Annotated in this window: 14 protein-coding genes; 7 read left to right on the top strand and 7 right to left on the bottom strand. The window is 44.0% G+C overall.

Annotated elements, in window-relative coordinates:
- Window positions 1–160 precede the first annotated feature (160 nt).
- The 3 genes from NQU59_RS01535 to recD all read left to right on the top strand — a co-directional run bounded on the left by NQU59_RS01535 (window position 161) and on the right by recD (window position 9,352).
- A complete protein-coding gene (locus NQU59_RS01535; RefSeq protein WP_257064691.1) occupies window positions 161–3,784 on the top strand; it encodes an exodeoxyribonuclease V subunit gamma in 3,624 nt (1,207 codons plus the stop codon).
- 3 nt (window positions 3,785–3,787) lie between these two features.
- Window positions 3,788–7,501 (top strand): UvrD-helicase domain-containing protein, encoded by a 3,714-nt coding sequence (locus NQU59_RS01530; protein WP_257064690.1) that lies wholly within the window; start codon window positions 3,788–3,790, stop codon window positions 7,499–7,501.
- Window positions 7,502–7,648: 147 nt separating this feature from the next.
- The gene (recD, locus tag NQU59_RS01525) at window positions 7,649–9,352 is read left to right on the top strand and encodes an exodeoxyribonuclease V subunit alpha (protein WP_373462995.1); all 1,704 of its coding nucleotides are present in this window, start codon (window positions 7,649–7,651) and stop codon (window positions 9,350–9,352) included.
- A gap of 698 nt (window positions 9,353–10,050) precedes the next feature.
- Here recD and NQU59_RS01520 read toward each other — a convergent pair.
- A complete protein-coding gene (locus NQU59_RS01520) occupies window positions 10,051–11,349 on the bottom strand; it encodes an EstA family serine hydrolase (RefSeq protein WP_005240030.1) in 1,299 nt (432 codons plus the stop codon).
- 240 nt (window positions 11,350–11,589) lie between these two features.
- On the opposite strand from NQU59_RS01520, the gene rpsO reads away from it, so the two are divergent.
- From rpsO to NQU59_RS01500, 4 genes are all read left to right on the top strand, one after another.
- Window positions 11,590–11,859: a 30S ribosomal protein S15 gene (gene rpsO, locus NQU59_RS01515; RefSeq protein WP_004656162.1), complete on the top strand. Its 270-nt coding sequence runs from the start codon at window positions 11,590–11,592 to the stop codon at window positions 11,857–11,859.
- A 256-nt stretch (window positions 11,860–12,115) separates the two neighbouring features.
- On the top strand, window positions 12,116–14,203 hold the full coding sequence (gene pnp, locus NQU59_RS01510; RefSeq protein WP_171248917.1) for a polyribonucleotide nucleotidyltransferase: 2,088 nt from the start codon (window positions 12,116–12,118) through the stop codon (window positions 14,201–14,203).
- A 282-nt stretch (window positions 14,204–14,485) separates the two neighbouring features.
- On the top strand, window positions 14,486–15,808 hold the full coding sequence (locus NQU59_RS01505; protein WP_005240027.1) for a dicarboxylate/amino acid:cation symporter: 1,323 nt from the start codon (window positions 14,486–14,488) through the stop codon (window positions 15,806–15,808).
- Window positions 15,809–15,948: 140 nt separating this feature from the next.
- On the top strand, window positions 15,949–17,172 hold the full coding sequence (locus NQU59_RS01500; RefSeq protein ID WP_005240025.1) for a magnesium transporter CorA family protein: 1,224 nt from the start codon (window positions 15,949–15,951) through the stop codon (window positions 17,170–17,172).
- A 27-nt stretch (window positions 17,173–17,199) separates the two neighbouring features.
- Here NQU59_RS01500 and NQU59_RS01495 read toward each other — a convergent pair whose 3' ends face one another.
- The 6 genes from NQU59_RS01495 to NQU59_RS01470 all read right to left on the bottom strand — a co-directional run bounded on the left by NQU59_RS01495 (window position 17,200) and on the right by NQU59_RS01470 (window position 24,516).
- The gene (locus tag NQU59_RS01495) at window positions 17,200–17,526 is read right to left on the bottom strand and encodes a chaperone modulator CbpM (RefSeq protein ID WP_005240023.1); all 327 of its coding nucleotides are present in this window, start codon (window positions 17,524–17,526) and stop codon (window positions 17,200–17,202) included.
- A gap of 11 nt (window positions 17,527–17,537) precedes the next feature.
- A complete protein-coding gene (locus NQU59_RS01490; RefSeq protein ID WP_257064682.1) occupies window positions 17,538–18,482 on the bottom strand; it encodes a DnaJ C-terminal domain-containing protein in 945 nt (314 codons plus the stop codon).
- A 141-nt stretch (window positions 18,483–18,623) separates the two neighbouring features.
- The gene (locus tag NQU59_RS01485) at window positions 18,624–19,235 is read right to left on the bottom strand and encodes a LysE family translocator (RefSeq protein WP_257064681.1); all 612 of its coding nucleotides are present in this window, start codon (window positions 19,233–19,235) and stop codon (window positions 18,624–18,626) included.
- Between the two features lie 115 nt (window positions 19,236–19,350).
- Entirely contained in the window at window positions 19,351–20,226 is an 876-nt protein-coding gene (hslO, locus tag NQU59_RS01480) for an Hsp33 family molecular chaperone HslO (RefSeq protein ID WP_257064678.1), read from the bottom strand.
- Window positions 20,227–20,343: 117 nt separating this feature from the next.
- Window positions 20,344–22,170 carry a cation:proton antiporter domain-containing protein gene (locus NQU59_RS01475; RefSeq protein WP_257064677.1) on the bottom strand — a complete coding sequence of 609 codons (1,827 nt, stop codon included), beginning with the start codon at window positions 22,168–22,170 and terminating at the stop codon, window positions 20,344–20,346.
- Between the two features lie 120 nt (window positions 22,171–22,290).
- Window positions 22,291–24,516: a primosomal protein N' gene (locus tag NQU59_RS01470; protein ID WP_373462994.1), complete on the bottom strand. Its 2,226-nt coding sequence runs from the start codon at window positions 24,514–24,516 to the stop codon at window positions 22,291–22,293.
- Window positions 24,517–24,702: the final 186 nt, after the last annotated feature.

Genomic DNA, 24,702 nt, shown 5'->3' with positions numbered 1-24,702 from the left:
AGTACATTCAATCGTATTGAATGGTGAATTTCAAAACAATTTTTTATTGGATTGTGTATTTAACGTGACTTCGTGATATGAAGCTGAATGTTGTATAGTGACTATTATGAACGTTTTTGTACCAAAAAATGATCGCTTTTTGATGAGGTTATATTAATACATGGGTATTCATGTTATTCAAAGTCAACGCCTTGATGTGCTTGTTCAAGGTGTGATGGCATCAATTACCCAGCCCAGTAACTCACCCTTTCAGGTGTTTAGAACCCAGCATTTTATTGTGCCGAGTCCAGCACAAGAACAATGGCTGACTCAGAAAATTGCTGAACAGCAGGGCATGACCGCGAATTATCAGTTTCACCAGCGTATCCGTGGCTTTCAATGGTATGCCTATCAGCAAGTCCTCGAAAATAAAGAACAAGTCCGTAAAGCCAATATTCCGCGCTTGATTTTGAAATGGCGTATCCATCAAGCCTTACAGCCTTTTATTCGAGCAGATCAGATCAACCTGCCAGTCGATCATCCGTTGTATTCAATTGTGCAGCGGATTTATGCCAGTGCCGATCAATTACAGCAAGGCACAGAAAAACAGCTTAAAAAGCAAAGTATGCTGTACTGGGTCGCCGAGCAGGTTTCACAATTGTTTAATCATTACATGGTTTATCGGGGGCACTGTCAAAAGGCATGCCAAGGCCAATGTCAGTGTGCAGGCAACTGGTTATCGGCATGGGGACAAAACAAAGCACTCGATATCGAAAATTTAATCTCTCAGACCGACCAGCAAACCTCGGCATTTACGTTGCAACAAACTGAACAGCTGGAAGCTTGGCAGCGCTGGTTGTGGCTAAACTATTTCCATGATGATTTTGTTGAAATACAAGGGATTGATGCGGATTTCTGGCATTTGTTAGACAACGATCAGACCCGATCACAGGCATTGGCAAAACTTCCCAATCAAGTGATTGTCTTCACCTTGTTGGATTTGCCACCGAGCCAGTTACAGTTTTTACGGCGCTTGGGGCAGTATCTCGATGTGGTGATTTTGCACTATAACCCTTCACAAGAATACTGGGCCGACAGTGTTGATCCCTTGTGGAAGCAACGATATGACTTAGGGGTAAAAGAGCGTTTTATTGCTAAAAATCCCAAGGCAACAGATGCAGAAATTGCCGCATTCTTTGACAGTTTTAGTTTAGGCTTTCATGCTTTAAATCGTGAATCTCGACATCCTTTATTGACCCGTTTGGGTAAACAGGCACGTGATAACTTCTCATTGTTGTCACAGCTTGCAACAGGCGAAGAAGGAAAATGGGTCGATGCTTTTGAGGACTACTTTCCTGAGACTTTACTGGGCAAAATCCAGTCGGATATTTTCTATCTTGTGGAACCAGTTGCGGCAGAATATGCCTTGGCTGCAGACGATGCCTCGATCCAGATTCATGTCTGTCATTCCAGTTTGCGCCAGCTGGAAGTGTTAAAAGAACAATTGCTACACTGGCTTTCCCAATCAGACACCACACCACGCCGCCCCAGTGATATTTTGATTCTGACGCCGAATCTGGCGGAATTGGAACCGCTGATTCGCAGCGTTTTTCCTGCCGTTGCCAATGATCATGAGGTGTTTTTGCCCGTGAAAATTGCAGGCGTGGCACAGTTAGATGCGTTAAATGCTTGGCGTTCCGTTTTGGGACGGATGCAATTGACACAAGCTCGCTTTACTCAGGATGACTTTGCCGACTGGCTCAATCTTTCCGCAACGCAACAGCGTTACGGACTGGACTATAGTCAGGCACAGCGGATTCTGAGCTTACTGAATGAGGCTGGCTTTAAGCGTGGTCTGGACGAGCAACATCTCAAACAAGGTTTGAGTGCTGACGATCAGGACTATCGTTATAGCTTTAAGTTCGCCTTGGATCGCTTGGCTTTGGGAGTCGCCGTACCTGCACATGTGATGGTACAGCAGACCTTAAGTTATGCCTTGGTACAACCAAGTGATTTTGAGCTGATTGGCATCTTGATTCAAATCTATCAGGATTTATCGGCTCGGCGGCATTGGCTGGTGGCCCATGAGCAAGGGCAGGGTTTACCTGTAGAAGCATGGTTAAAGCGGATTAAGGCGGATGTTCAAGAGTTTGAACAAGCCGAGATTGTGGCATTAAAAACGGTTCGGGAAATCATCCAGAAACAAGAACGGATGCTAACCTTGGCCAGTTATTACGAAGATGAAGAAACCCAATTACGTCAGATTTCGTTGCCTTTACCCTATATTATTGAAGAAATTCAACGCACCTTGGAAAGCCAGTCTGCACAGGTTGAACCGACTGGGCAAATTACCTTTAGCCAGATTGGTCAGATTCGGCCGTTGCCTTATCGTTTAATTGTCTTGTTGAATCTGGATACAGGTAAATTTCCAAATCGCGACAGTCATATTCCCTTTGATTTGATGGATGTATTACGTCAACAATTAGGGGATCGTTCCCGTCTGGAAGATGATCAAGGTGCATTTCTAGATGCCGTGCTGCTGGCGCAAGAACAACTCTGGCTGTTCTATAATGGTTTTGATATCAATGATGGTGAGGTGAGAGAACCATCGAGCGTGCTGCAAAATTTCCGTGATCATTTGGCACTTATTGTGGGGACTTCAGCAGAAATACAATATGCGGATCATGCAGAAATGCAGAAGATCGCGCCAGCACAGCTGTACCCACTTTATCACCTGCATCCGTTGCAGCCATTTGATCCACTCGGGTTCGTGGCGGAATCCAAGTCGATTCGTTACCAAAATCACTGGTTCCATGTGGCATCGCAGATTCAGCAGCCCAAAGGGGAGCGACAGGCATGGGTGGATCGGGCTTATCCTATTGAGCAGGATGAAATGACCATTCTGGAAAGTCAGCAATGGATTCAGGATGTGACATTCCCCGCACGGTTATATTTAAAAACACTGGGTGTGGAAAATCTGAGTGCCACGGAGTTGGTGGATCAAAGTGAGCCTTTATTACTCGATGGATTAGGTAAATACGCCATTCGCCACTTTTTACAACAACAAGATGAACAGATATCACCCAGCGTCTTGCAAGATCAGTTGCCTGTGGGCAAGGTGCAACATAGTGCATGGCAACAGAGCCGTCTCGAACAGCAACGATTAATGGAGCGCTTACAGCAATACGCCGCTGCACCGACAGCAACTACGCAACGGGTTTGGCGCGTGTCGAAACAGTTACAGATTGCTTGCGTGACGCCTAAACAATTGGCTCAGGACTGGGTCAGTCTGGATGCATCCAGCGCGCGCGCCAAGCGTCTCGCCAAAGTCTGGCTGGAATATTTATTGTGGCTGGCTGTATTGAACAGTGAGACAGCAACTGAAAAACGCCGTATTGTGGTGTTTAGTGATCATACCGTGATTTGTGAAGGGCTAAGTTCTGCGCAGGCACAGACTTATTTACGGGCATGGTTGCAGCTTTGGCAAGATGCCCAACAGCAACCTGTAGTGTTACCCGCAGCTTTGTTATTAAAGCCTCTGGAAAAAGCGAAACAGCATGAATGGGTGGAACTGGATTCCAAGCAAATACTGGTTGAAGAGAGTCAAACACAAATCTTGAAGGACTGGAATGACACGGGGGATTTTTCAGGCTTTGATATGACCCAGAATGAAGCGTGTAAGTTGCATCGGGATTGGCAGTTTATTTTGCAAGAGCAAGATGCCGCAGCATTATTACACTATGCCTGCGATCATTATGCGTATGCACTGTATCAACCTATTTTTGAATTTTTACGGGTGGAGTAAGACATGAATGCATCACATCCAGTGTCTTATCAGCCGATTCGTGATATTCAATTTGAAGGTTTACATCTGATTGAAGCCTCAGCAGGGACAGGCAAAACCTATACCTTGTCCAGTTTGATGGTACGGATTTTTCTAGAAAAGTATTTACCCAATCAGGTGATTGCAACCACCTTTACCCGCGCTGCTGCGGCCGAGTTAAAAAGCCGTATTCGTTTACGTCTGGTTGAGGTTCAGCAGTTTCTGGAACCATTACGCAGCGTCTTGGAAACAGATATTCATACGCTGGCGGAGCAAGAAGCCGATCCACTCAAACAACAGATTTTACACAGCTTTGCGCCGCGTATTGCGTATGCCTGTGAACGTTTAAAACTGGTGATTGATCAGTTAGATGATTTATTTGTTGGGACTCTAGACAGTTTTAGCCAGAAACTATTAAGGGAATTTGCTTTCGAAAGCGGCAAAATTGAAGCGGCGCAAATCACGGATGATGCCAAAAGCTATACCCGCCAACTGATTCATGATGTGTTACGTGAATGGATCCAGTCACAGCCGCAAGCCGTGATTGATACATTGTATCTGGTGGGGGGGCTGAAAAGTGTCGATCATTTTGTCTCGATGGTGGAAAGCTCGCTGAACTTTAGTTCGGCTCAGTTTAAATTGCCGGCCATGCCTGAAATTGAGCTGGCTCAGTCTCAACAATGGCAGCAGCAAGCGCAACAGATTGAACTGGAGCAATTCGCAGACTATTTTCAGTTGGATGGGGCTTATTATACCTTTATTAATGGGACTTCTTTTCGTAACAATGCCTTTAATCGCTTGTTCTGTGAGTCGATTCCTTTGCTCTTGAACGCTTTAGCAGAACAAGAGAACAGTCAGGTATTTGATGCCTATTTTGCCGATGCACGTGAAGCTGTTTTTAAATTTTTAGATAAATTCGAGCAGCAAAAGATTTTTAAAAAATGCCCTGTTGAAGTTAGTGAAGGCTTTTATCAACATCCGATGCTGCTGCAACTGAGCGCACTGTTTCAGGAGCTTCAAAACACCCAGCAGCAATTTGAGCAACTGCAGGTTTATCTCAAAGCTTATCTATGTACTGAGGTTAAAAAAAGACTGCCGCAAGTGTTGCAGCAAAAAGGCGAAACCACATTCGCCCAACAAATAAAAACGTTGTCTGAGGCACTGAAAGGTGAGCAGGGACAACGTTTTGCAGTATTTGTACAAGCGCGCTATCCCTTAATTTTGGTCGATGAATTTCAGGATACCAACCAAGATCAAGATGATATGTTGGCCAGTATTTGGCGACATCCGCAACGCTATCAAAAAGGTTGCATGATTATGGTTGGAGATCGGAAACAGGCGATTTATGGTTTCCGTGGCGGCGATATGCTGACCTTCCTGAATGCCCATCAAGATATTATGGCGAAACAGGGGCGTGAGTATAAATTGATCCATAACCATCGTTCGGTAAAAGAACTGGTTGAAGTCATCGATATTCTGTTTCAGCGACAAGTCGATTTTGGCGAGCAGGTCAGATATGACCCGATTCAGGCAGGCTCACGTCCACATCCTGCCTTGATTGAAAATGATCAGCTCAATCCTGCCCCTTTACGTTGGTTACAGCTGCAAGACGGTAATGAGCAAGCCACTCAGGTGGCTTGGAAAATTCAGACCTTGTTGAATCAGGCTGCTTTGCAGCAATTGTATTTGGACGGTGAGCGTCGCCAAGCCATTTGTGAAGATGATATTGCGGTACTTTCCCGTAGCCATCGCCAGTTGGATGAAGTGCAATATATGCTGGAGCGCTTGGGGATTCGGGTTAATCGTCCATCAAAACGTAGTGTTTTCGATTCAGCCATTGCGCAGGATGTAGCAGCCTTATTCACGGCGATCCTTCATCCTTATGATGAAGCCAAACTCAAACGTGCTTTACTCAGTCGTTTATTCGGCTATGATCTCAGCCGTTTACTGGCACTGGAACAGAGTCCTGAAGGTCTGAGTCATTACATTCAACAATTTGATGACATTCGTGAAATGTGGCTTAGTCAAGGTTTCTTGACCGCATGGCAGCGTTGTCTGAATCAATTTGGGATCTGGCAGCAATTGGTGGCAACCCAAAGTAAAGACAATGAGCGGGCCGTCGTAAATTTACGCCATCTGACTGATCTTTTGAGTCAGCACAGCGAGCATGTACAGGGCATCCAAAACTTGTATCACTGGTATTTAAAACAACTACATGCACCGAGTGATCGAGAGTGGGAGCTTGAACATAAGCTGTCCAGTGAAGCGGGGGTGCAGTTGATGACCATCCACCAGTCCAAGGGGCTGGAATATAAAATCGTATTTTTGTTAGGAGCGAATAAAGCCTTTTCTGAAATGCAGAAGACGTTAAACTTTTCCACCACAGAAGTACAAAATCCTGAGACGGGACAGAGCAGGATGCAGCGTGTTGTTGCAGTGGCAGATAAAAACTTTTTGCAACCAATCGAGATTGATCAACATCAACAGCGTGCTTTAGCAGAGCAAAACCGTTTATGGTACGTAGCGCTGACCCGTGCCAGTCATCGCGTCTATGCGGTCTTTGAACCAGAGAAAGGGGAAAAGAATAAACTTTCGGGTCTTGCCTTCTGGAAGAATCAGGGGGAAAGCTTCCATCATGCCTATAGTGCAGATGAGTTGCCTGTACTAGAACGCCCTCAAGCGCAACATCTGCAACAGCATCCACAGCAGCTGCAGTTACGAGCGCTGGAGTTACCTGAACAGCGTTTCTATGCACGCGCCAAGACTAGCTTTAGTTATCTGGCACAACATTTAAAACACAAGGCCAATCGTGTCGATCGGCTGGCCAATATCAATTCTGATTTTGAACAGGCAGAGGATGAGTTAAATTTGCTTGCGGTTGAAACGGCATCCGCAGCGCAACCGATTGCTTGGATTAAACAGTATTTTCCTAAAGGAACTTTGGCGGGAAACTTTCTGCATGAAATCTTTGAACAGATTGATTTTCAACGCGCTGAGACATGGGTTGAGGAAATCCGTCGCCGTTTTAAAAACACCTATCAAAGTCTATGGTTGGAGTTGCTTGAGCAATATCAACAGCAGTTTCCTGAACAACAAAATGCAGAACAGCAACTCTATCAATGGATTGCTGAATGGTTGGCTGAGGTATTGATCACACCACTGCATCAAGGCTTTCAACTCAAGCAATTAACCAGCGGCCAATATCTATCTGAATGTCCTTTCTATTTGGCCTTATCTGATCGGGTGTTGGCAATGCAGCGTGTGCAGCAGTTGTTTGAGGAATATGGCATCGAGATGCCTGAATTACTCGAAGCTAAATCGGCTCGCTACTTGAATGGCTCAATTGATCTGGTCTACTTTGATGGTCAGCGTTACCATATTGCCGATTATAAAAGTAATTATTTAGGCACAGCACAAAGTGATTATCAGCAAGCACAGATTGCCGAGAGCATGTCACTGTCCAGTTATTGGCTGCAAGCGGCCTTATATTTGGTGGCCTTGCATCGCTATCTTGGGGTGAAGCTACAGGATTATGATATGCAGCAACATTTGGGTGGCGCTTCCTATCTGTATTTAAGAGGCATGAATGGACAGCCACAGCAAGGCTGCCTGTATTGGAAACCTGCGGACGAATTTATCCTGCGTTTAGATGCAATTCTGGGATATTTCTCTGAAGATAAAGCTGGGAAAATGGTGTAGATAAAGTGTGTGATTTTAAATTAAACAAAAGCTTATCGTGTGGATAAGTGTGTTTATAACCTTGTGGACAAGCATGTGGGTAAGTTTGAGGATAACTCTGTGGACAAGCTAAGTGGTCAAGAACCAGAACAAATAACCTGGTTGAATATGTGGAGCAACTACCTCACACAAGCCCCATTTTCTCAGTCTGCTCAAACAGTTAGCGCTGCACAAATATTACAGCAACTGATTGAAGCCAGTTTGCAAGGGGATAGTTGTATTGCGCTTGATCCGACACAGCTGGAAGCCTTGGGTGATTTAGCCGTTTCTAGCGAAATCGCAACGACGCAAGTCGCCCCATGTGTCTATGATCAGCAGGGCTTGGCATTATACCGATATTGGCATCTAGAGCAACGCCTCGCACAGCAGATTTGTCGATTAAAGCGACAAACGATTCAACAGATCAATACCTCAGATTTTCAGGATTTACTCAGTGATCCACATCAGCAAGCTGCGCTTAAAATGGTATTACAGCAATGGTTCAGCCTGATTACTGGGGGCCCAGGGACAGGTAAAACCTATACCTTGGCCCGTATTATTGCGGCGTTGAACCAGATTATTCCAGATATTCGTATTGCCATGGCTGCACCCACAGGGAAAGCGGCTCAACGGATGCAAGAAGCCTTACAAAACTCATTCAATGATCCAAAGTTGTTGCAATCGGGCCTGATCACGGACGAGTTGCGTCATCAAAATACTCAGACCTTGCATCGACTGTTGGGGATGGGCAATCGGCAGATTCCACGCTTTAATCAAAAGCAACCTTTACCCTATGATGTCGTCGTCGTTGATGAAGCCTCAATGCTGGATCTCAGTCTGGCGACGGCATTATTTGAAGCGATTCCTGAAGGGTGCCGGATCATTTTGTTGGGGGATGCCAATCAATTGGCTTCAGTTGATGTGGGGTCGGTTTTAGCTGATTTACAGCAAGTCCCCGCTTTGACCGAAAACAGAGTACAGTTGCAGACCAGCCGTCGTTTTGCTGGCGATGCCAAAATTGGTCAATTGGCACGCTTTATTCAGGCGCAACAAGATGCAACTGAACCTGATTCAGTGCTTTCGAAACTAGAACATGAGATTGTCAACGCCGCACCCTTAGGCGCAATTCACTTAAATCCAGAGATGCCAGATCTGATTCAGCTGGAATATTTAGCCGAGTCGCAGCAGATCGAGATGGAACCCTATCAGCAAAAACTGATGTATGGTTTCCAAGGATATGTGGCTGCCTTAAAACATTATCTACAGGCCGATGAGCCTGAAGATCAGATTCAACCAGTTATACATGCTTTCGATGATTATCGAATTTTGACGGCAGTCCGACATGGTCAATTGGGTCTGGAACAACTTAATCGTTTTGCTGAGCAGTGGCTAAATCAGCAGTTGAAGCAAATCGCAGTCGGGGATTGGTATGTTGGCCGCCCCGTGATGATGACCTATAACGACTATCAACTGGGGATTTCTAATGGAGATATCGGGATCTGTTTTAAACATCGCACTCAGCCACAGCAATTCGAAGTGTTTTTCCCGAGCTTGAACAAGTGGATCGCCGCTCACCGGCTACCACGAAGCATGCAAACTGCTTTTGTGTTAACCATCCATAAATCACAAGGCTCTGAATTTACCCATACTGCAATCGTATTGGATGCACATGCAGAAAAATTATTGAGTCAGGAGTTAATTTACACTGCAGTAACCCGAGCCAAGAAAGTTGTGAGTATTTTGGCGGATCGGGGGGCATTACAACAGGCACTGACCATTCGGACAGTGCGCCGAAGTGGTTTAGTGCAAAAGATCAATTTGAGCAGATTGTGAACTTAAGCTTCAGAATTCACTCTTTTGTAAGTAAAAGCTTACAAAGATTCGAGATATTGTCGCTAGAGCAGGCACACGGTTTTTGAGATTATGTACACACAAAGAGCCTAGCATGGAAAGCTAGGTAAATCGCAAAAATATAACAATAACGTCGTATGACAGCGAACTTACAGTGAAGTAAGTGATAAGAGAGGAAACTTACAGCCGCTAAGCCTTGTAGTTTTGGGAGAGACTACAGGGCTTTTTTATTTTTGCATCAAAATTCACTATAGAAATCAGTGTAATCCATATATTTAATCCACCCTGCTTGCTCATAGCTGAAAATTTACACCTTTAAAAATATGCATGACTTGGCTGATCTCAAGCTGTCAAATAAAAGCAAGAAATATAAATCGGCTTGTCTGACAATTTTTTGTTATTATTAAGTTAAATGTTATACAGACTTGTACGTTTTTCTTACACAGAGATAAGAAAAATGCTATTTTTCTCCACAATTGATTCTGACAGAATAGTCGGTATAGAGAAAGCGAACATGAGTAAAAAGAATAAAGAAAAGGATGGGTAATTTACATTCAGAGGGTTTGAATGATGAAGAAAAAAGAGAATAAAAAATAAAAATGACAAAACGATAACAATAAACCCTAAGCGCAAAAGCCCAAGTTTACTTGGGCTTTTTTATGTCTGCTGAATGGCGCAAATTAAACTAAATCTGCCTCGGTACGGTCTGTGGCAAACAACGAGCGGCGCTGATTTTTGGCAATCTTCGGGCAGTTGGCTGAAATTTGATACAGCGTTCTGGCTAAAGCAGGGAGGTGGGTGCCAACAACGGATTTTCCAGTAGTTAATAAAGATACACTGATATCGCGTTCTGGATCAGCCCAACAGAGAATATTGGAAAAGCCGATATGGCCAAAGGCTTGCCCAGTCATTGGGCCAAATAAACCCACTGGATTACTGCCCAGCATTGGACCTAATGCATAACGCATCGGTGCCAATAAGGTTCGATCCAGACTGACACCCGAGGTCGGTAGGGTGGATCTAAAAACGGTTTGGGCGCTCATAATCTGCTGGTCTTTATAGGCACCGCCACTAAGCAGCATTTCAAAGAAACGCCCAACCTGTTCGGCACTGGTATAAATATTTCCAGCAGGGCAAATGGTGTCCATAAAGCGACGATCATTGGTGACATCGACTGCGAGTTGTAGGCCACCACCCAGCACATGATTGAGATAATGGTCTGTCCCCAAGCTTGGATGAATTCCTGTGGCATAGTTCAGCGCAACATCAGCGCGATATTCAGGTTTTAAACCATAGTTGAAATAGTCTAATCCCATTGGCTTCTCAACGTGCTCAGCTAAAAACTCACGCACACTTTGCCCTGTCACCCGTTGCACAATCTCACCCAGAATATAACCCGCCGTGACGGCATGATAAGCAAGATGGGTGCCTGATGGAGACACAGGCTTTGCAGCATAGAGTAGTTTTAATATCTCTGCTTGATTAAATAAAAGCTCAGGCGTGACTTCAGTGTCGATACGCGGAATACCGCCACGATGGGAGAGCAAATGAAAAATGGTGGCCCGACGTTTACCATTGACCCCATATTCAGGAATGTAATAGCTAATCGGATCAAGCAGGTTCAAAGCACCTCGTTCATCCAGCATATGGATCAACATCGCTGTCACCATCTTGGAAGCTGAAAACAGACAGACGGGCGTATCGGGGGTGCCAATCTTGGCATCCGTTGCTAGACCCTCAGCTGAATTGCCTTGTGCATACCCAATGCTACGATTGAGAAGAATTTGTCCCTGACGACGTAAACATAAGGTAATGAGTGGGTAGTTTCCTGTTTTATATAGGCTTTCAACACTGTTCCATATTTTTTCAATCTGCTTTTCAGTCATTCCCCCGAATTCAGCCGAGACTTCATCTTTGCTGCGAATCACTTGACTCAGATCATGCGGTACATAACAGGTATTGGTTGATAAAATTTTCACGATTCCCTCGCAATATTTTCGTTTTCTTTCTTCTCTGTCATAAATTGAAAACAGAATCAGGCTAGTGTGCCTATTTTGTGTAACGCTGTCAGCTGCCGAATTGCCCGCGCATCGAAAACAATTTTGCAATATAGCGATAGATCACTTAAAATAACCGCCTTGCTGTAGTGATGCACGGCAGTCGGTTGGTTCCCAACTGATCAATATCATTTATTTTTGTAAGCATCTCGGAGAAATCGAATGGCTTTAACTAACACTGATCGCGCAGAGATCATCGCTAAATTTGCTCGTGCTGAAAACGACACTGGTTCACCTGAAGTACAAGTTGCTTTATTGACTGCACAAATCAATGATTTGCAAGGTCACTTTAAAGAACACAAACATGACCATCACAGCCGTCGTGGTTTGATTCGTATGGTTAACCAACGTCGTAAATTACTTGACTACTTAAACGGTAAAGATCACGGTCGTTATGTTGCTTTGATCGGCGCATTAGGTTTACGTCGTTAATTCGATTTTACTTTGTTTTCGCTATTTCGCATGTTGTTATGCTTTATTGCTGAAAAGAGAGTTTCATCTAATTTATCTTAGATGACTTTAGAAGGGGCGCTTGTTCGCTCCTTCTTTGTGTTTAAATTTATTTAAAAATTTTGATCTAGTGTGATGGCTTCTAAGCTTTGTCATTTATCTACACAGTAGTGGTAGTCTGAATGCCAAACCTTAGGGGTCTCACTAGAATAAAACTAGGAAAATATAATACATGTCAATGTTTAATATCGTTCGTAAAGAATTCCAATTTGGTCAACACCAAGTTGTTTTAGAAACGGGTCGTGTTGCACGCCAAGCAAATACAGTTTTAGTTACCATGGGTGGCGTGACTGTTCTCGTTGCTGTTGTGGCTCAGCCTAAAGCAAAAGCGGGTCAAGATTTCTTCCCGTTAACTGTAAACTATCAAGAAAAACAATATGCTGCTGGTCGTATCCCAGGTGGTTATGGTAAGCGCGAAGGTCGTGCTTCTGAAGCTGAAACGTTGATTTCTCGCTTGATTGACCGTCCAATTCGTCCATTGTTCCCAGAAGGTTATTTCAATGAAATCCAGGTAACCGCAACGGTTGTTTCTTCTGACAAAACCATGGATGCCGATATTGCTGCAATGTTGGGTACATCTGCTGCATTGTCAATTGCAGGTACGCCATTCCGTGGTCCAATTGGCGGCGCGCGTGTTGGTTTGATCAACGGCGAATACGTTCTTAACCCGAACTTTGAACAACTTGCACAATCTGACCTTGACCTTGTGGTTGCAGGGACTGAATCAGCTGTATTGATGGTTGAATCTGAAGCGAAAGAGCTTTCAGAAGACCAAATGCTCGGTGCTGTGCTTTTCGGTCATGACGAAATGCAAATTGCAATTCAAGCGATCAAAGAATTTGCTGCGGCTGCGGGCGCGGTTGAATCGACTTGGGTTGCACCAAGCAAAAACGAAGCATTGCTTGAGCAATTAAAAACGGCTTTCGAAGCGAAAATCTCTGAAGCATATACCATTGCGGTGAAACAAGACCGTTATGCAGCACTTGATGCTTTGTATGCAGAAGCAGTAGCGCAGTTCGTTCCTGAAAATGACGAAACCGGTATTGCGGATGAGGTGAACGAATTATTTGAAGACCTGAAATACCGTACTGTACGTGACAACATCTTGTCAGGTAAGCCGCGTATTGATGGCCGTGATACCAAAACTGTTCGTGGTATCGACGTACAAGTGGGTGTATTAGACCGTGCACACGGTTCTGCGCTATTCACCCGTGGTGAAACTCAGGCCTTAGTAACAACGACTTTGGGTAATACCCGTGATGCGTTGATGGTGGATACGCTTGCGGGTACCAAAACTGACAACTTCATGTTGCACTATAACTTCCCTGCATACTCTGTGGGTGAAACAGGCCGTGAATCTGGCCCTAAACGTCGTGAAATTGGTCATGGTCGTTTGGCACGTCGTGGTGTTCAGGCGGTTCTTCCAGCTGCTGACCGCTTCCCGTACGTGATTCGTATCGTATCTGATATTACTGAATCTAACGGTTCATCGTCTATGGCGTCTGTATGTGGTGCTTCACTATCACTGATGGATGCTGGTGTGCCATTGAAAGCACCAGTTGCGGGTATCGCAATGGGCTTGGTAAAAGAAGGCGAGCGTTTCGCAGTGCTTTCTGACATCTTAGGTGATGAAGATCATCTTGGTGATATGGACTTTAAAGTCGCGGGTTCTGCCAACGGTATTACCGCACTTCAAATGGACATCAAGATCGAAGGAATTACTGAAGAGATTATGGAAGTTGCATTAAACCAAGCATTTGCTGGTCGTATGCACATCCTGAATGAAATGAACAAAGTCATTTCACGTGCGCGTTCAGAAATCAATGCACATGCACCAACCTTTGAAGTGATCAACATCAACCCTGATAAGATCCGTGACGTGATTGGTAAGGGTGGTGCAACTATCCGTGCGATTACTGAAGAAACCAAAGCTGCGATTGATATCGAAGACAATGGTACAGTACGTGTGTTTGGTGAAACTAAAGCTGCTGCGAAAGCTGCGATTGCAAAAATCCAGGCACTCACTGCAGAAGTTGAACCAGGTACCATCTATGTCGGTAAAGTGATTCGTATCGTTGAATTTGGTGCGTTCGTGAATATCTTGCCGGGTACTGACGGTTTACTTCACATTTCGCAAATCTCAAATGAGCGTATTGCCAATGTGACTGACGTATTGAAAGAAGGTCAGGATGTTAAAGTACAAGTTGCCGATGTTGATAACCGTGGTCGTATCAAGTTGACAATGAAAGATATCGAGCAAGCTTAAGGCGAGTAAGCTTTTAGCTTTAAAAAAGCGCATTGTGTAAACAATGCGCTTTTTTTATTAACCCAATGATTACTCGAAATATAATTTTTAAGTATTTGGGTTATAAATTGTAGAAATTATGAACATAAATGTCTTTTATATTAGACATTAGTCTAAGCTGCCAATTGTCTGTGCTGCAATTAACGTAGAATTCCCCAAATTTCCGTGCCTGCCTGCGTTTATGTGGTTTTAGATAGACAGTCGGAAGTCTATTTTTTCTCCCAATATGAAGGAATATTGCACATGCTTGTCGATCATGTCGCCACAGGTCAAGATGACCAACAACCTCCAAAGAAACCAAAGTTTTATCAAATTCTCTATGTCCAAGTGATCTTCGCCATTGTCGCGGGGATCTTGTTGGGTCATTTTTTTCCTGAATTCGGTGAAAGCTTAAAGCCGCTTGGCGAAGCCTTCATTAAAATGGTGAAAATGATCATTGCCCCTGTGATTTTCCTGACGGTTGTGACCGGGATTGCGGGGATGAAAAATATTGGCAGCGTTGGACGAGTCACCGGGAAGGCAATGATTTACTTCCTGACTTTCTCGACCTTGGCTTTGATTGTCGGTCTGATTGTCGGGAATGTGATTGAGCCTGGGCATGGATTAAATATTGATCCAAGTACCTTGCACAGCACCAAAGTAGACGAATATGCCGCCAAAGCTCATGAGTCAACCATTACCGGCTTCTTGATGAATATCATTCCAGATACGTTGGTCAGTCCATTTGTATCAGGTCAGATTCTTCAAGTGCTTTTTGTGGCTGTGTTATTTGGTTTGGCTTTGGCAAAATCAGGTGATTTAGGTCGTCCAGTCACTGATTTTCTACAGCAGCTCACCACGCCAGTATTTACCTTGGTTGGAATGCTGATGAAGTTTGCGCCGATCGGTGCATTCGGTGCGATGGCTTTTACCATTGGTGCTTATGGGATCAGTTCAATTGGTAATTTGATGTTATTGATTGCGACCTTCTATATTACCGCTTTACTGTTTGTTATTGTGATTTTGGGTGCTGTTGCGCGTTATAACGGCTTCTCGATTATTGACCTGATTCGTTATATTAAGGACGAACTCTGGTTGGTGCTTGGGACAAGTTCATCAGAAGCAGCATTACCGTCATTGATGGCGAAAATGGAAAAGGCTGGCTGTGAAAAGTCAGTGGTGGGTCTGGTGATTCCAACAGGTTATTCATTTAACCTCGATGGGACGAATATTTATATGACCTTGGCAGCTTTGTTTATTGCTCAGGCCTGTAATATTGAATTGACACTGACACAGCAGATCACGATTTTATTGGTTGCGATGCTGAGTTCTAAGGGCGCGGCGGGGATTACTGGCGCAGGCTTTATTACCTTGGCAGCAACTCTTTCGGTTGTTCCTGCGATTCCAGTCGCAGGTATGGCATTGATCCTTGGTATTGACCGTTTCATGTCAGAATGCCGTGCATTAACCAATTTGGTGGGGAATGCTTGTGCCACAATCGTGGTGGCAAAATGGGATAATGCCTTGGATAAAGAGCAACTTGATCAAGCCCTTAAATATGGTGTGGTTGAGAAAACAGAAATGTAATCTTGCTGAGATGAGAAAAAGCCTCTATGCCTTGCATGTGAGGCTTTTTTATTGGATGTCGTTTCAGTCCTGTAATAGCCGTAGCTTTTTATCTGGCTTCGTGGCAGCATTTCTCTTGCCATTCTAATTTCTATTGTCCTATGCAACTTTATTATTTTTATCGTCATAACAGTGAAAATACGATTTTTATCAGTGCGGAACAACAAACAGAACATACGCTTGAATTTTTATGGGTGGATAGTCTTAGACAAGATCTTGTGAATCATACCGAGGCTTGGCAGAAAAATATTTATGAGCATACAGGACTGGTACTGAATGAATTTCATTTGCGGGACTTACTCAATATTGAACACCCTTGTGCATTTGATACAGTGGAGGAATATGACCTGTTGGTGTTCCGCAAACTGATTAGCCCAGATGACCAGATTTTGGCAAATGAGAATGCTTCAGAAAGCCATGAAAGTGTGTTTGGATTGGCCACGACACCGATGAGTTTTATTTTGACACCCAACATACTGGTGAGTGTCCGTGAGCAGGGCAATAAAGCGGTAGAAAGTTATATTCAACGTATCCAGACCATTATGGGTCGTCCGATCATTGAACAAAATAAACCGCGTAAATTAGCGGGCACATCTGCTGATTTATGTCTGCGCCTACTGAATAGCATGATTGATGGTTATCTGAATTTGCGTACGCCTTTGACACGTCGTGTTGAATATTGGCAGCAGCAGTTATTACAGGGTAATCGCCGTTTTAAACAATGGCATCAATTGTTCCATGAAGATATGGCCTTTCAACAAATCGAAAACTTATGCGAAGAACAGATTGAGACCTTGCAGGAGTTTAGAGATGAACTGGTCGATAATTATCATCATGTGGTGGGTGAGCATAAGCACAAGGCACAAGATATTCTGTTGGTGCGTTTGAATGACCTGATGAGCCATGTTGAGCGGGTACAGAAGCATACCTTGCGGTTAAGGAGCGCGATTCAGTCGGCCATCGATTTACACTTTTCTGCGATTGCCAACCAAACCAATGAAAACATGCGTATCTTGGCTATTATCACGGCCGTATTTGCGCCTTTAACGTTGCTGACTGGGGTCTATGGAATGAACTTTGAGTTTATTCCCGGATTAAAATCCCCTGTGGGCTTCTGGATTATGCTGGGCGTGATGCTGATGAGTACCGTGTTATTACTGTACTATTTTTATCAGCAGCATTTGGTTGGACGTGGTGAGCGCAGTGTGATTGATTTGCTGGCTCAGCAACATCGGCAGCGTAATTTTAATTTGTTGTGGTTCCTTGATTATGAACCGATTAAGCAAACGCTGAAAGAAGTCGAGAAAATGACCAAGCTGAAATAGTTCGAACTTGGTCATTTGTATCATAGCTTAATGAAAATGTTTAAGCTGTTTGCGCAGTTGTTGCACTTCATCAATTAAATCCAGCATCACTGCTACGGCAGACAGACTGGCATCAAAGTCGCGTTGCAGGCGGTAGGCCCGTCTGGCGCGACTGACATCTTCGCCAATGAACTGATAGTTCTGGGGTTCAACAGAGATCTGCAAAATATCATAATCAATCAGTTTTAACACCCAATCGGTACTTTGACCACATGCTTCGGCGAAGTGCTCAAGATCGAGTGCCAATTGTTCATCAATGATTTCAACTTGGCTGTGACCGTCATATTGAATTTCTTTGTATTGAATAGTTGTCATGATCTTACTCCTTATGAGGCACGAGGTTTGAATGCAGCAAAGGCATCGGCAAATTGTTGATAAGCCTGCTGCTCTTGTTCACTGTGCGCTGGCGGTAAAACAATATTAATAATCAGATATAAGTGTCCTGCCGTTTTATTTGGAATCCCTTTATCTTTTAAACGCAGTTGTTGTCCATTTTTGGCATTTTTGGGTAAGTTGACCTTGAGCTGTCCAGCAGGGGTATTTAGCTCAATGCTTTGACCCAAGCCTGCTTCCCAAGGGCTAACGTCAATGGTTTGATAAACATCAGCGCCTTCAACGCGAATGCGGTCGCTGTCTTTATATTGAATCTCGATGTATAAGTCGCCATTTTCACCACCGTTGATACCACTTTGACCTTGGCCATTGAGGCGGATTTGCTGGCCTTCTTTCATGCCTTTTGGAATTTTAACCTCTAAAGTTTTACGTTGGACTTCAGGCTCACCATACACATTATAGGTTGGAATTTGCAGTGTAATCTGTTGAGTTGAACCGTGATAGGCAATATCTATGTCGACCTGAATACTGGCATGCTGATCTTCACCACGATAGCTGCGTTGCTGGCGTTGAGAGCGCTGTTGTCCGCCACCAAAGCCTGATCCAAAGCGACCAAATAGGTCCTCAAAGCCACTAAAATCAGCTCCTTCACCTGAACTTTGTCGATAGAACTGAGAACCATCAAAGCCACTTTGATTGCCTTGTCCAAAATGAGAAAACCCTTGTGGATGATCCAGCATTTGATCGTATTCGGTTTTTTTGCTGCTATCACTTAAAGTGTCATAAGCAACATTGATCGCCTGCATTTTGGCTTCAGCATCTACTTCTTTACTAATGTCAGGATGATATTTACGTGCCAATTTTCGGTAGGCTTTTTTGATTTCATCTGCTGAGGCATCTCTGGAAACACCGAGCTCTTCATAATAATTTTTTGCCATGATCTTAAATATAATAATGAGATGTTTGTTTCATTATGAAACGAATCCAAGAGATTTCAATGGATTCGATTGTATAAGACTTGTTCTGTTTGGCTAAAAATGTACACCGCTATGGCTTTTAATGTGGACTTGAGGTCGATTTTAGATAAAGGTATCCACGAGTCCATAGAGCGCAATCAAGACCAATAAAACACCACATAGACCAAGAATCTTAGGATAGATACTGCTTTGAGACAGACTGCGGAAGAACAGATACACCAAAGACAACGTGAGAAAATCCAAAATAATCCAGGTCATTGTCAGTAGGCTTAAACTGAAATTGATATTCGGTGAGATGTGAATAAACTGCGGGAAAAAAGCCGAGAAGAAAATGATGTCTTTCGGATTGGAAATCCCCACCAAAAAGCCTTTTTTAAAGCCGCCATTTTGTGCGGACACCGTTTGAATCGCTGCGGGATGTGGTGCCTGAAGCACTTCTTTGATGATGCTATAACCGAGGTAGGCAATATAAAGGCACCCCAATACCCGGATACCTTTGAGATAGTTTTCATCAATCGTCAGAAAGCCTTTGAGAATTAACACTGAAATAAAAATCAGGATTAAGGAGGCGAAATTAGTGCCAAAAATGGTTTGCAAGGCTTTTTTATAGCCACCTTTGAGACCTGCGCTGGCGACGAGAATCATCACAGGGCCAGGAGTAGCAATCAGTACCACAACACTAATAATAAACAGCAGGTATTCGAAATAGTTCATAAGGCAGGATAACGGTCTATGTTATTGGGAGATCTGGATCTTATTTTATCCCGTAGACCTTAATACAAAATAAAAAAAGACGGAAGCCCGTCTTTTTTTATTTTTCGCTATTTCATTAACTTAAATGCTCACCGAACAGCGCCAGTGCTTCTTCTGCGGTGAACTCATAGCGTGTATTACAGAACTGGCAATCCATCTGGATTGGATTTTGTACTTCTAAAGTTTCATGTACCGCGTCAACACCAATCTGGATCAAGGCATTGGCACAGCGTTCTTTAGAGCAAGTACAACCAAACTTTAACTGCTCAATTTCCGGTAAACGGACTTCTTCTTCGTTATATAAACGATACAGAATTTCATTGGCTGAAAGATCAGTCAGTTCTTCAGGTTTAAGCGTTTCAGTGAGCATGGTCAAACGCGGCCATAAGTCCTCATCAACCAGCTTTTGCTCTTCTTCATCATTACGCGGAAGTAACTGAATCAATAAACCGCCTGAACGTTTGTTATTGGTTGCCAAAACAATATGAGTTGGGATCTGTGCAGACAAATCATAATATTGTGTCAAACAACCGGCTAAAGTTGGTTGATCAAGCGGTACGATGCCTTGATAGCGTTCACCGTGCTCAGGTTCAATATTAATGAACAATACGGGATTCGTTAAAGCCGCCAATACGGTACGGCTATCTGTACCCTCAACAAAACGAGGATCTTCTTCATAATCTGCCAAGGCGCGCACTTCACCTAAATGGTTACACTCTGCCATTGCCCATTTAAATGTGCCACTGGCTTGAATCTGTAAGCTAATACGGCCATGAATCTTGAGCGTACTTGCCAATAGTGCAGTTGCACTGAGCATTTCACCCAACAGGCTTTGAACCGCAGGCATATATTCTCGTTGCGCCAAAATGGTTTGTAGTGCTTCTTCCAGATGTACCACTTCACCACGAACAGGACAGTCTTCGATAAAAAAGCGTTGGCGTAAATCAGACATATTTTTCTCCAGCCCCCTCAAGGGGAAAACAAAGCAATTTATTGCTTTGAAAAGCACTTTGAGCTTTATAAAAAAGGTGCATATATGCAGTCAATAATGGTGCCAGTTCGTGAAAACTCAAGCTTGTTCATTGGGGGAATTTGCATCACTTTGTGTGTTTTGTTCATTGCTCACGCGATCTGTCAGCAAAGTTTGAGTATTGGCAAATAAATACTCCAGTTCAGCAATGGCACTTGGATAACTTTCAGTCAGCGTCTGTTGGTCGTAAGTCCAATGTTGCTGTGTGAGCAGTTGTTCATCTTGCTGTTTGAATTGGGCAATCTGGGTTTGTGCTTCGTCATGATCCAGACCTGTTTCAATTAAGGCTTGCTGTGCCATATTTAACGATGAGGAATAGGTTTCACGCCAGATTTGTGAGATGCCTAAGCCATGCAGTAAATGGGCATGATGCCGATCGCGAGCCCGAACCAGAATGGTCAAATCTGGATAATTCAAGCGCAGGTGTCGCGCCAGATTCATACTGTCTTCCACATCATCAATCGCAACAATCAGTAACTTGCAATATTCGATGCCCGCAGCACGCAAGTTCTCAACTTGAGTCACATCGGCATCAATAAAACGATGCCCGTATTGTTGAATAAAATCAGCATCAGGTTGGTTGCTATCGATCACACTAAAGTGTTTGCCCTGCGCATGTAAGGCGCGCGCGATGACTTGTCCAAAACGACCAAATCCAATGATGAGAATTGGATGTTGTGGAACATCGGCTGCGGTATCAGTTACAGCGACTTTATTCTGTTGCAGCATTGGCAAAATTTTTCGATCAAACAAGGTATATAGCAACGGGGTGAGCAGCATCGAACCCAAGATAATTAGAAAGGTCGATTCTAATAACGCTGTGCTGAGTAATTTTTCACTTTCTGCCAACTTGAGCAGAATAAAACTAAATTCACCACTTTGTGCCAACGTGATGGCTAACAGGATGCTCGGCTTGGCAAGACGTTGTTGGTAATAGCGGATTGCGCCAATGATCACTGCCTTAATCAAAACCAGACCAAAAATTGAGGCCAAGATCAGCAGTGGGGTTTGGCTTAAGGGATTCAAGGATAGGCCTAAGCCAATCGCCAGAAAAAACAATCCAATGGCAGCATCTTTAAAGGGTTCGAGAATGCGTTCAACTTCAGTTTTAAATTCAGTTTCGGCGAGTAATAATCCTGCTAAAAATGCAGCAATCAATAGATGAATGTTGAGAATATCCATGATCAAGATCACTGTAAGCAGGATCAATAAGCTGAGTACAGGAATGAGATGGATACTGTTTTTACGGGCCAAGAAACGAAATGAGGGACGAACGACATAACGACTGGCGAGGAATAATCCTGAAATGGTGGCAATGATTGCCGCAAAGTAGGCAATACCATGTTGTGTCGAGGAGGTATCCTCCAAGAGCGGAAACAGGGCAATCAGCAGCACAGTAAGCAAAGCTTGAAACTGTAAGCTGGCTAAAGTTGCTTGACCTAGGTTGCTATTGAGTTGTTGTTTTTGCTGTAAAAGTTGTTGCGGGAGGAACAGCGCAGAGAGGGCTAAAGCTCCTCCCAGAATCAGACTGAGCAGCACCTCATTGAACAGGAGGAAACAGATACTGGTGATTAGTAGGCTAATGATGACAAATTGTACGCCACTGTTTTTGAGTACAGTCCGACGTTCTGCCCAGAGTTGTAAGGGGCGAAAAGCAAAACCGATAAAGAACATGACAGTCATCATGCCGAAATGCAGTAGTTGGCTGATCAGTTGAGCATCATCAATCAGGCCAGAAACACTGGAACCAAGCAAAAGCCCTGCAATGAGATAACCCAAAACAGTGGTCGAGGCATAGCGTTTGGCCAAGGGCGCAAAAATTAAAGTCGCGGCCAGTAAAAAAATAATCGGGAGCAGTAAAGACATTGAATGCCTCAATTTTTCTATTCTGTCTAGACTAACTCAAATGAGTCGCGGTTAAAAATATGATCTGAATAGATGATATCCAGAAACCTGCGCTTATTTGAGTTAGCTCAAAGCTGGTTTTTAGCTAAACTCTTGGGGATCAACATCAATCGAAAGTCTCAGTTGGTGCTGACGAGGTAAATGTACCACTTGTTGCCACCATTGCCGTAAATAAAAGTGCAGCTTTGCTCGATCAGCAGACAAAATCACCATATGCGCGCGATAACGTCCTGCTTTGCGTTCCATCGGGGCAGGGATTGGCCCCCAGATATCAACCAAATCGCCTGTCATTTCCCTTAACTGTTGGGCTATATCAGCAAGGAACTGCTGGCTATAGTCACGATCTTTAGATTCGACCCGAACCAGAACTGCATAGCGATAAGGGGGGAGCATGGCGATTTTACGATCCGTCAGCATTTGTTTGGCCACAGTACGGTAGTCATGCTCGATTAAGGTGGTCAACATCGGATGATCAGGACGTAGACTCTGTAAATAGACACTGCCTTTATGCTCGCCACGTCCAGCGCGCCCTGCCACCTGCACAATCAGCTGTGCAGTCCGTTCAGGTGCACGCGGGTCGACACTGAGCAGGCCTGCATCTATATCCAGAATCGCAACAAGCGTCACATGTGGGAAATGGTGACCTTTGGCCAGCATTTGCGTGCCCAACAAAATGCTCGGCTTATTTTGCTGAATGCGATCATAAATCTTCTGCCAGCTGCCGACTCGGCTGGTACTGTCACGATCAACACGAATCACGTCATTGTGAGGAAATAATTCTTGTAAGTGTTCTTCAAGTTTTGCTGTTCCTGCACCGATGGTTTTTAGACTTTGTTTCTGGCATGCAGGGCAATGGTCGGGAAGACGATTGATGGTGCCGCAATGATGACAATGCAAATAATGGTAGGGCTGCGAATGTAAGGTAAAATGCGCATCACAATGCGGGCAATTGGCTTGCCAGCCACAGCTTTCACACATCAGGATGGGGGCATAACCACGTCGATTTAAAAAGATCAGTACCTGTTCTTTACGTTCTAGAGTGTGCTTGATCTGTTCAATTAAAGTCTGGCTCAGACCATGCTGCTTTTTGGCAATTTTTAAGTCGACCACATATATCTTGGGCAGTACCGCGACACCAGCACGCTGATTCAGTTCGAGTACCTGTAACTTGCCTGACTCCACTAAATGATAACTATCGATACTGGGGGTGGCAGAACCAAGGATCACGGGACAGTTTTGCAAATGCCCACGATATAAGGCCACATCACGGGTATGGTAACGGAAACCTTCTTGCTGCTTATAGGATAGATCATGCTCTTCATCCAGAATGATTAAGCCTAGATGTGGCAGTGGGGTATAAATCGCAGAACGAGTGCCAATGATAATTGAGGCTTTGCCCGTTTGTGCATGTTGCCATGCCTGTAAACGTTTTGAATCATTTAAGCCCGAATGTAGTAAGGCTACATCACAATGAAAACGTGATTTAAAACGCGCGACCGTTTGCGGGGTGAGGCCAATTTCAGGCACCAGAACCAGAACCTGTTTGCCTTGTTTAAGTACCTCATACATAACTTGCAAATAAACTTCGGTTTTACCACTACCCGTCAAGCCATCCAGTAAGAAGGCCTGATAATGATGCTGTGCTTTGAGGATCTGTTGAATCGCTTTCTTCTGATCTTCGTTCGCAGTTAAGGGGACTTGTGCCAGTTGCACAGGGGTCGGCGTGAAATCATGCGGTTCCAGACAACATTCAACCAGTCCCTTTTTTTCTAAGGCTTTTAGGGTTGAGCTTTCGACGCCACTGAGATTGAGTACATTTTCAGTGGTGCCATGCGGATGTAGTTTTAAAACCTGATAAGCATCATATTGTTTTTGAGAACGCTTTAATAAGGTATTGGGATCATCATGAGGAGTGATCTTCCATAAATGAAACAGGATATCTAAGGCACGGCCCTGTCTCAATAAGGTCGGTAAGGCACTTTGCATCACCTCCCCAATCGGAAATTGATAATATTGGGCTGACCATGTCAACAAAGTTAAAACTTGCTGGTCTAAAATAGCTTCTTCATCGAGAAGTTCGGTAATGGCTTTAAGTTTGAACTGCCCTGTAAACGCTTGGTTTGGATCAACCTTTTCGGTAATAATTCCCACGAGGTTTTGCCGTCCAAAAGAAATGGCAACGCGTGCTCCCACCTGTGCTTGAGCATATTGCTCTGCACTGACCGTATAGTCAAAGGTGTCATACAGGTAGACAGGTATGGCAACTCGGATACGGTAAAGGATTGCGTTAGAATTCTGGATCGGCATAGCGGCTTCATTCATTAAAGTATTGGTTGATATTTGCAGCCTTTGAGTTGTATGGTCGCTTCAAACAACTTAAATAAGGCATGACTGCATCTCATAGAATTATGCTAAAGTGCTGTGCAATATGTCGATGAATTTCTTGTGGAACAAGGTTCCTCATCCCATACACGGATGCAACTTAACGACTAC

It is taken from the genome of Acinetobacter colistiniresistens (assembly GCF_024582815.1).
Taxonomy (GTDB): Bacteria; Pseudomonadota; Gammaproteobacteria; order Pseudomonadales; family Moraxellaceae; genus Acinetobacter.
Note: the sequence above shows the minus strand (reverse complement) of the source record. Positions and strands in the feature narration are given on the sequence as shown.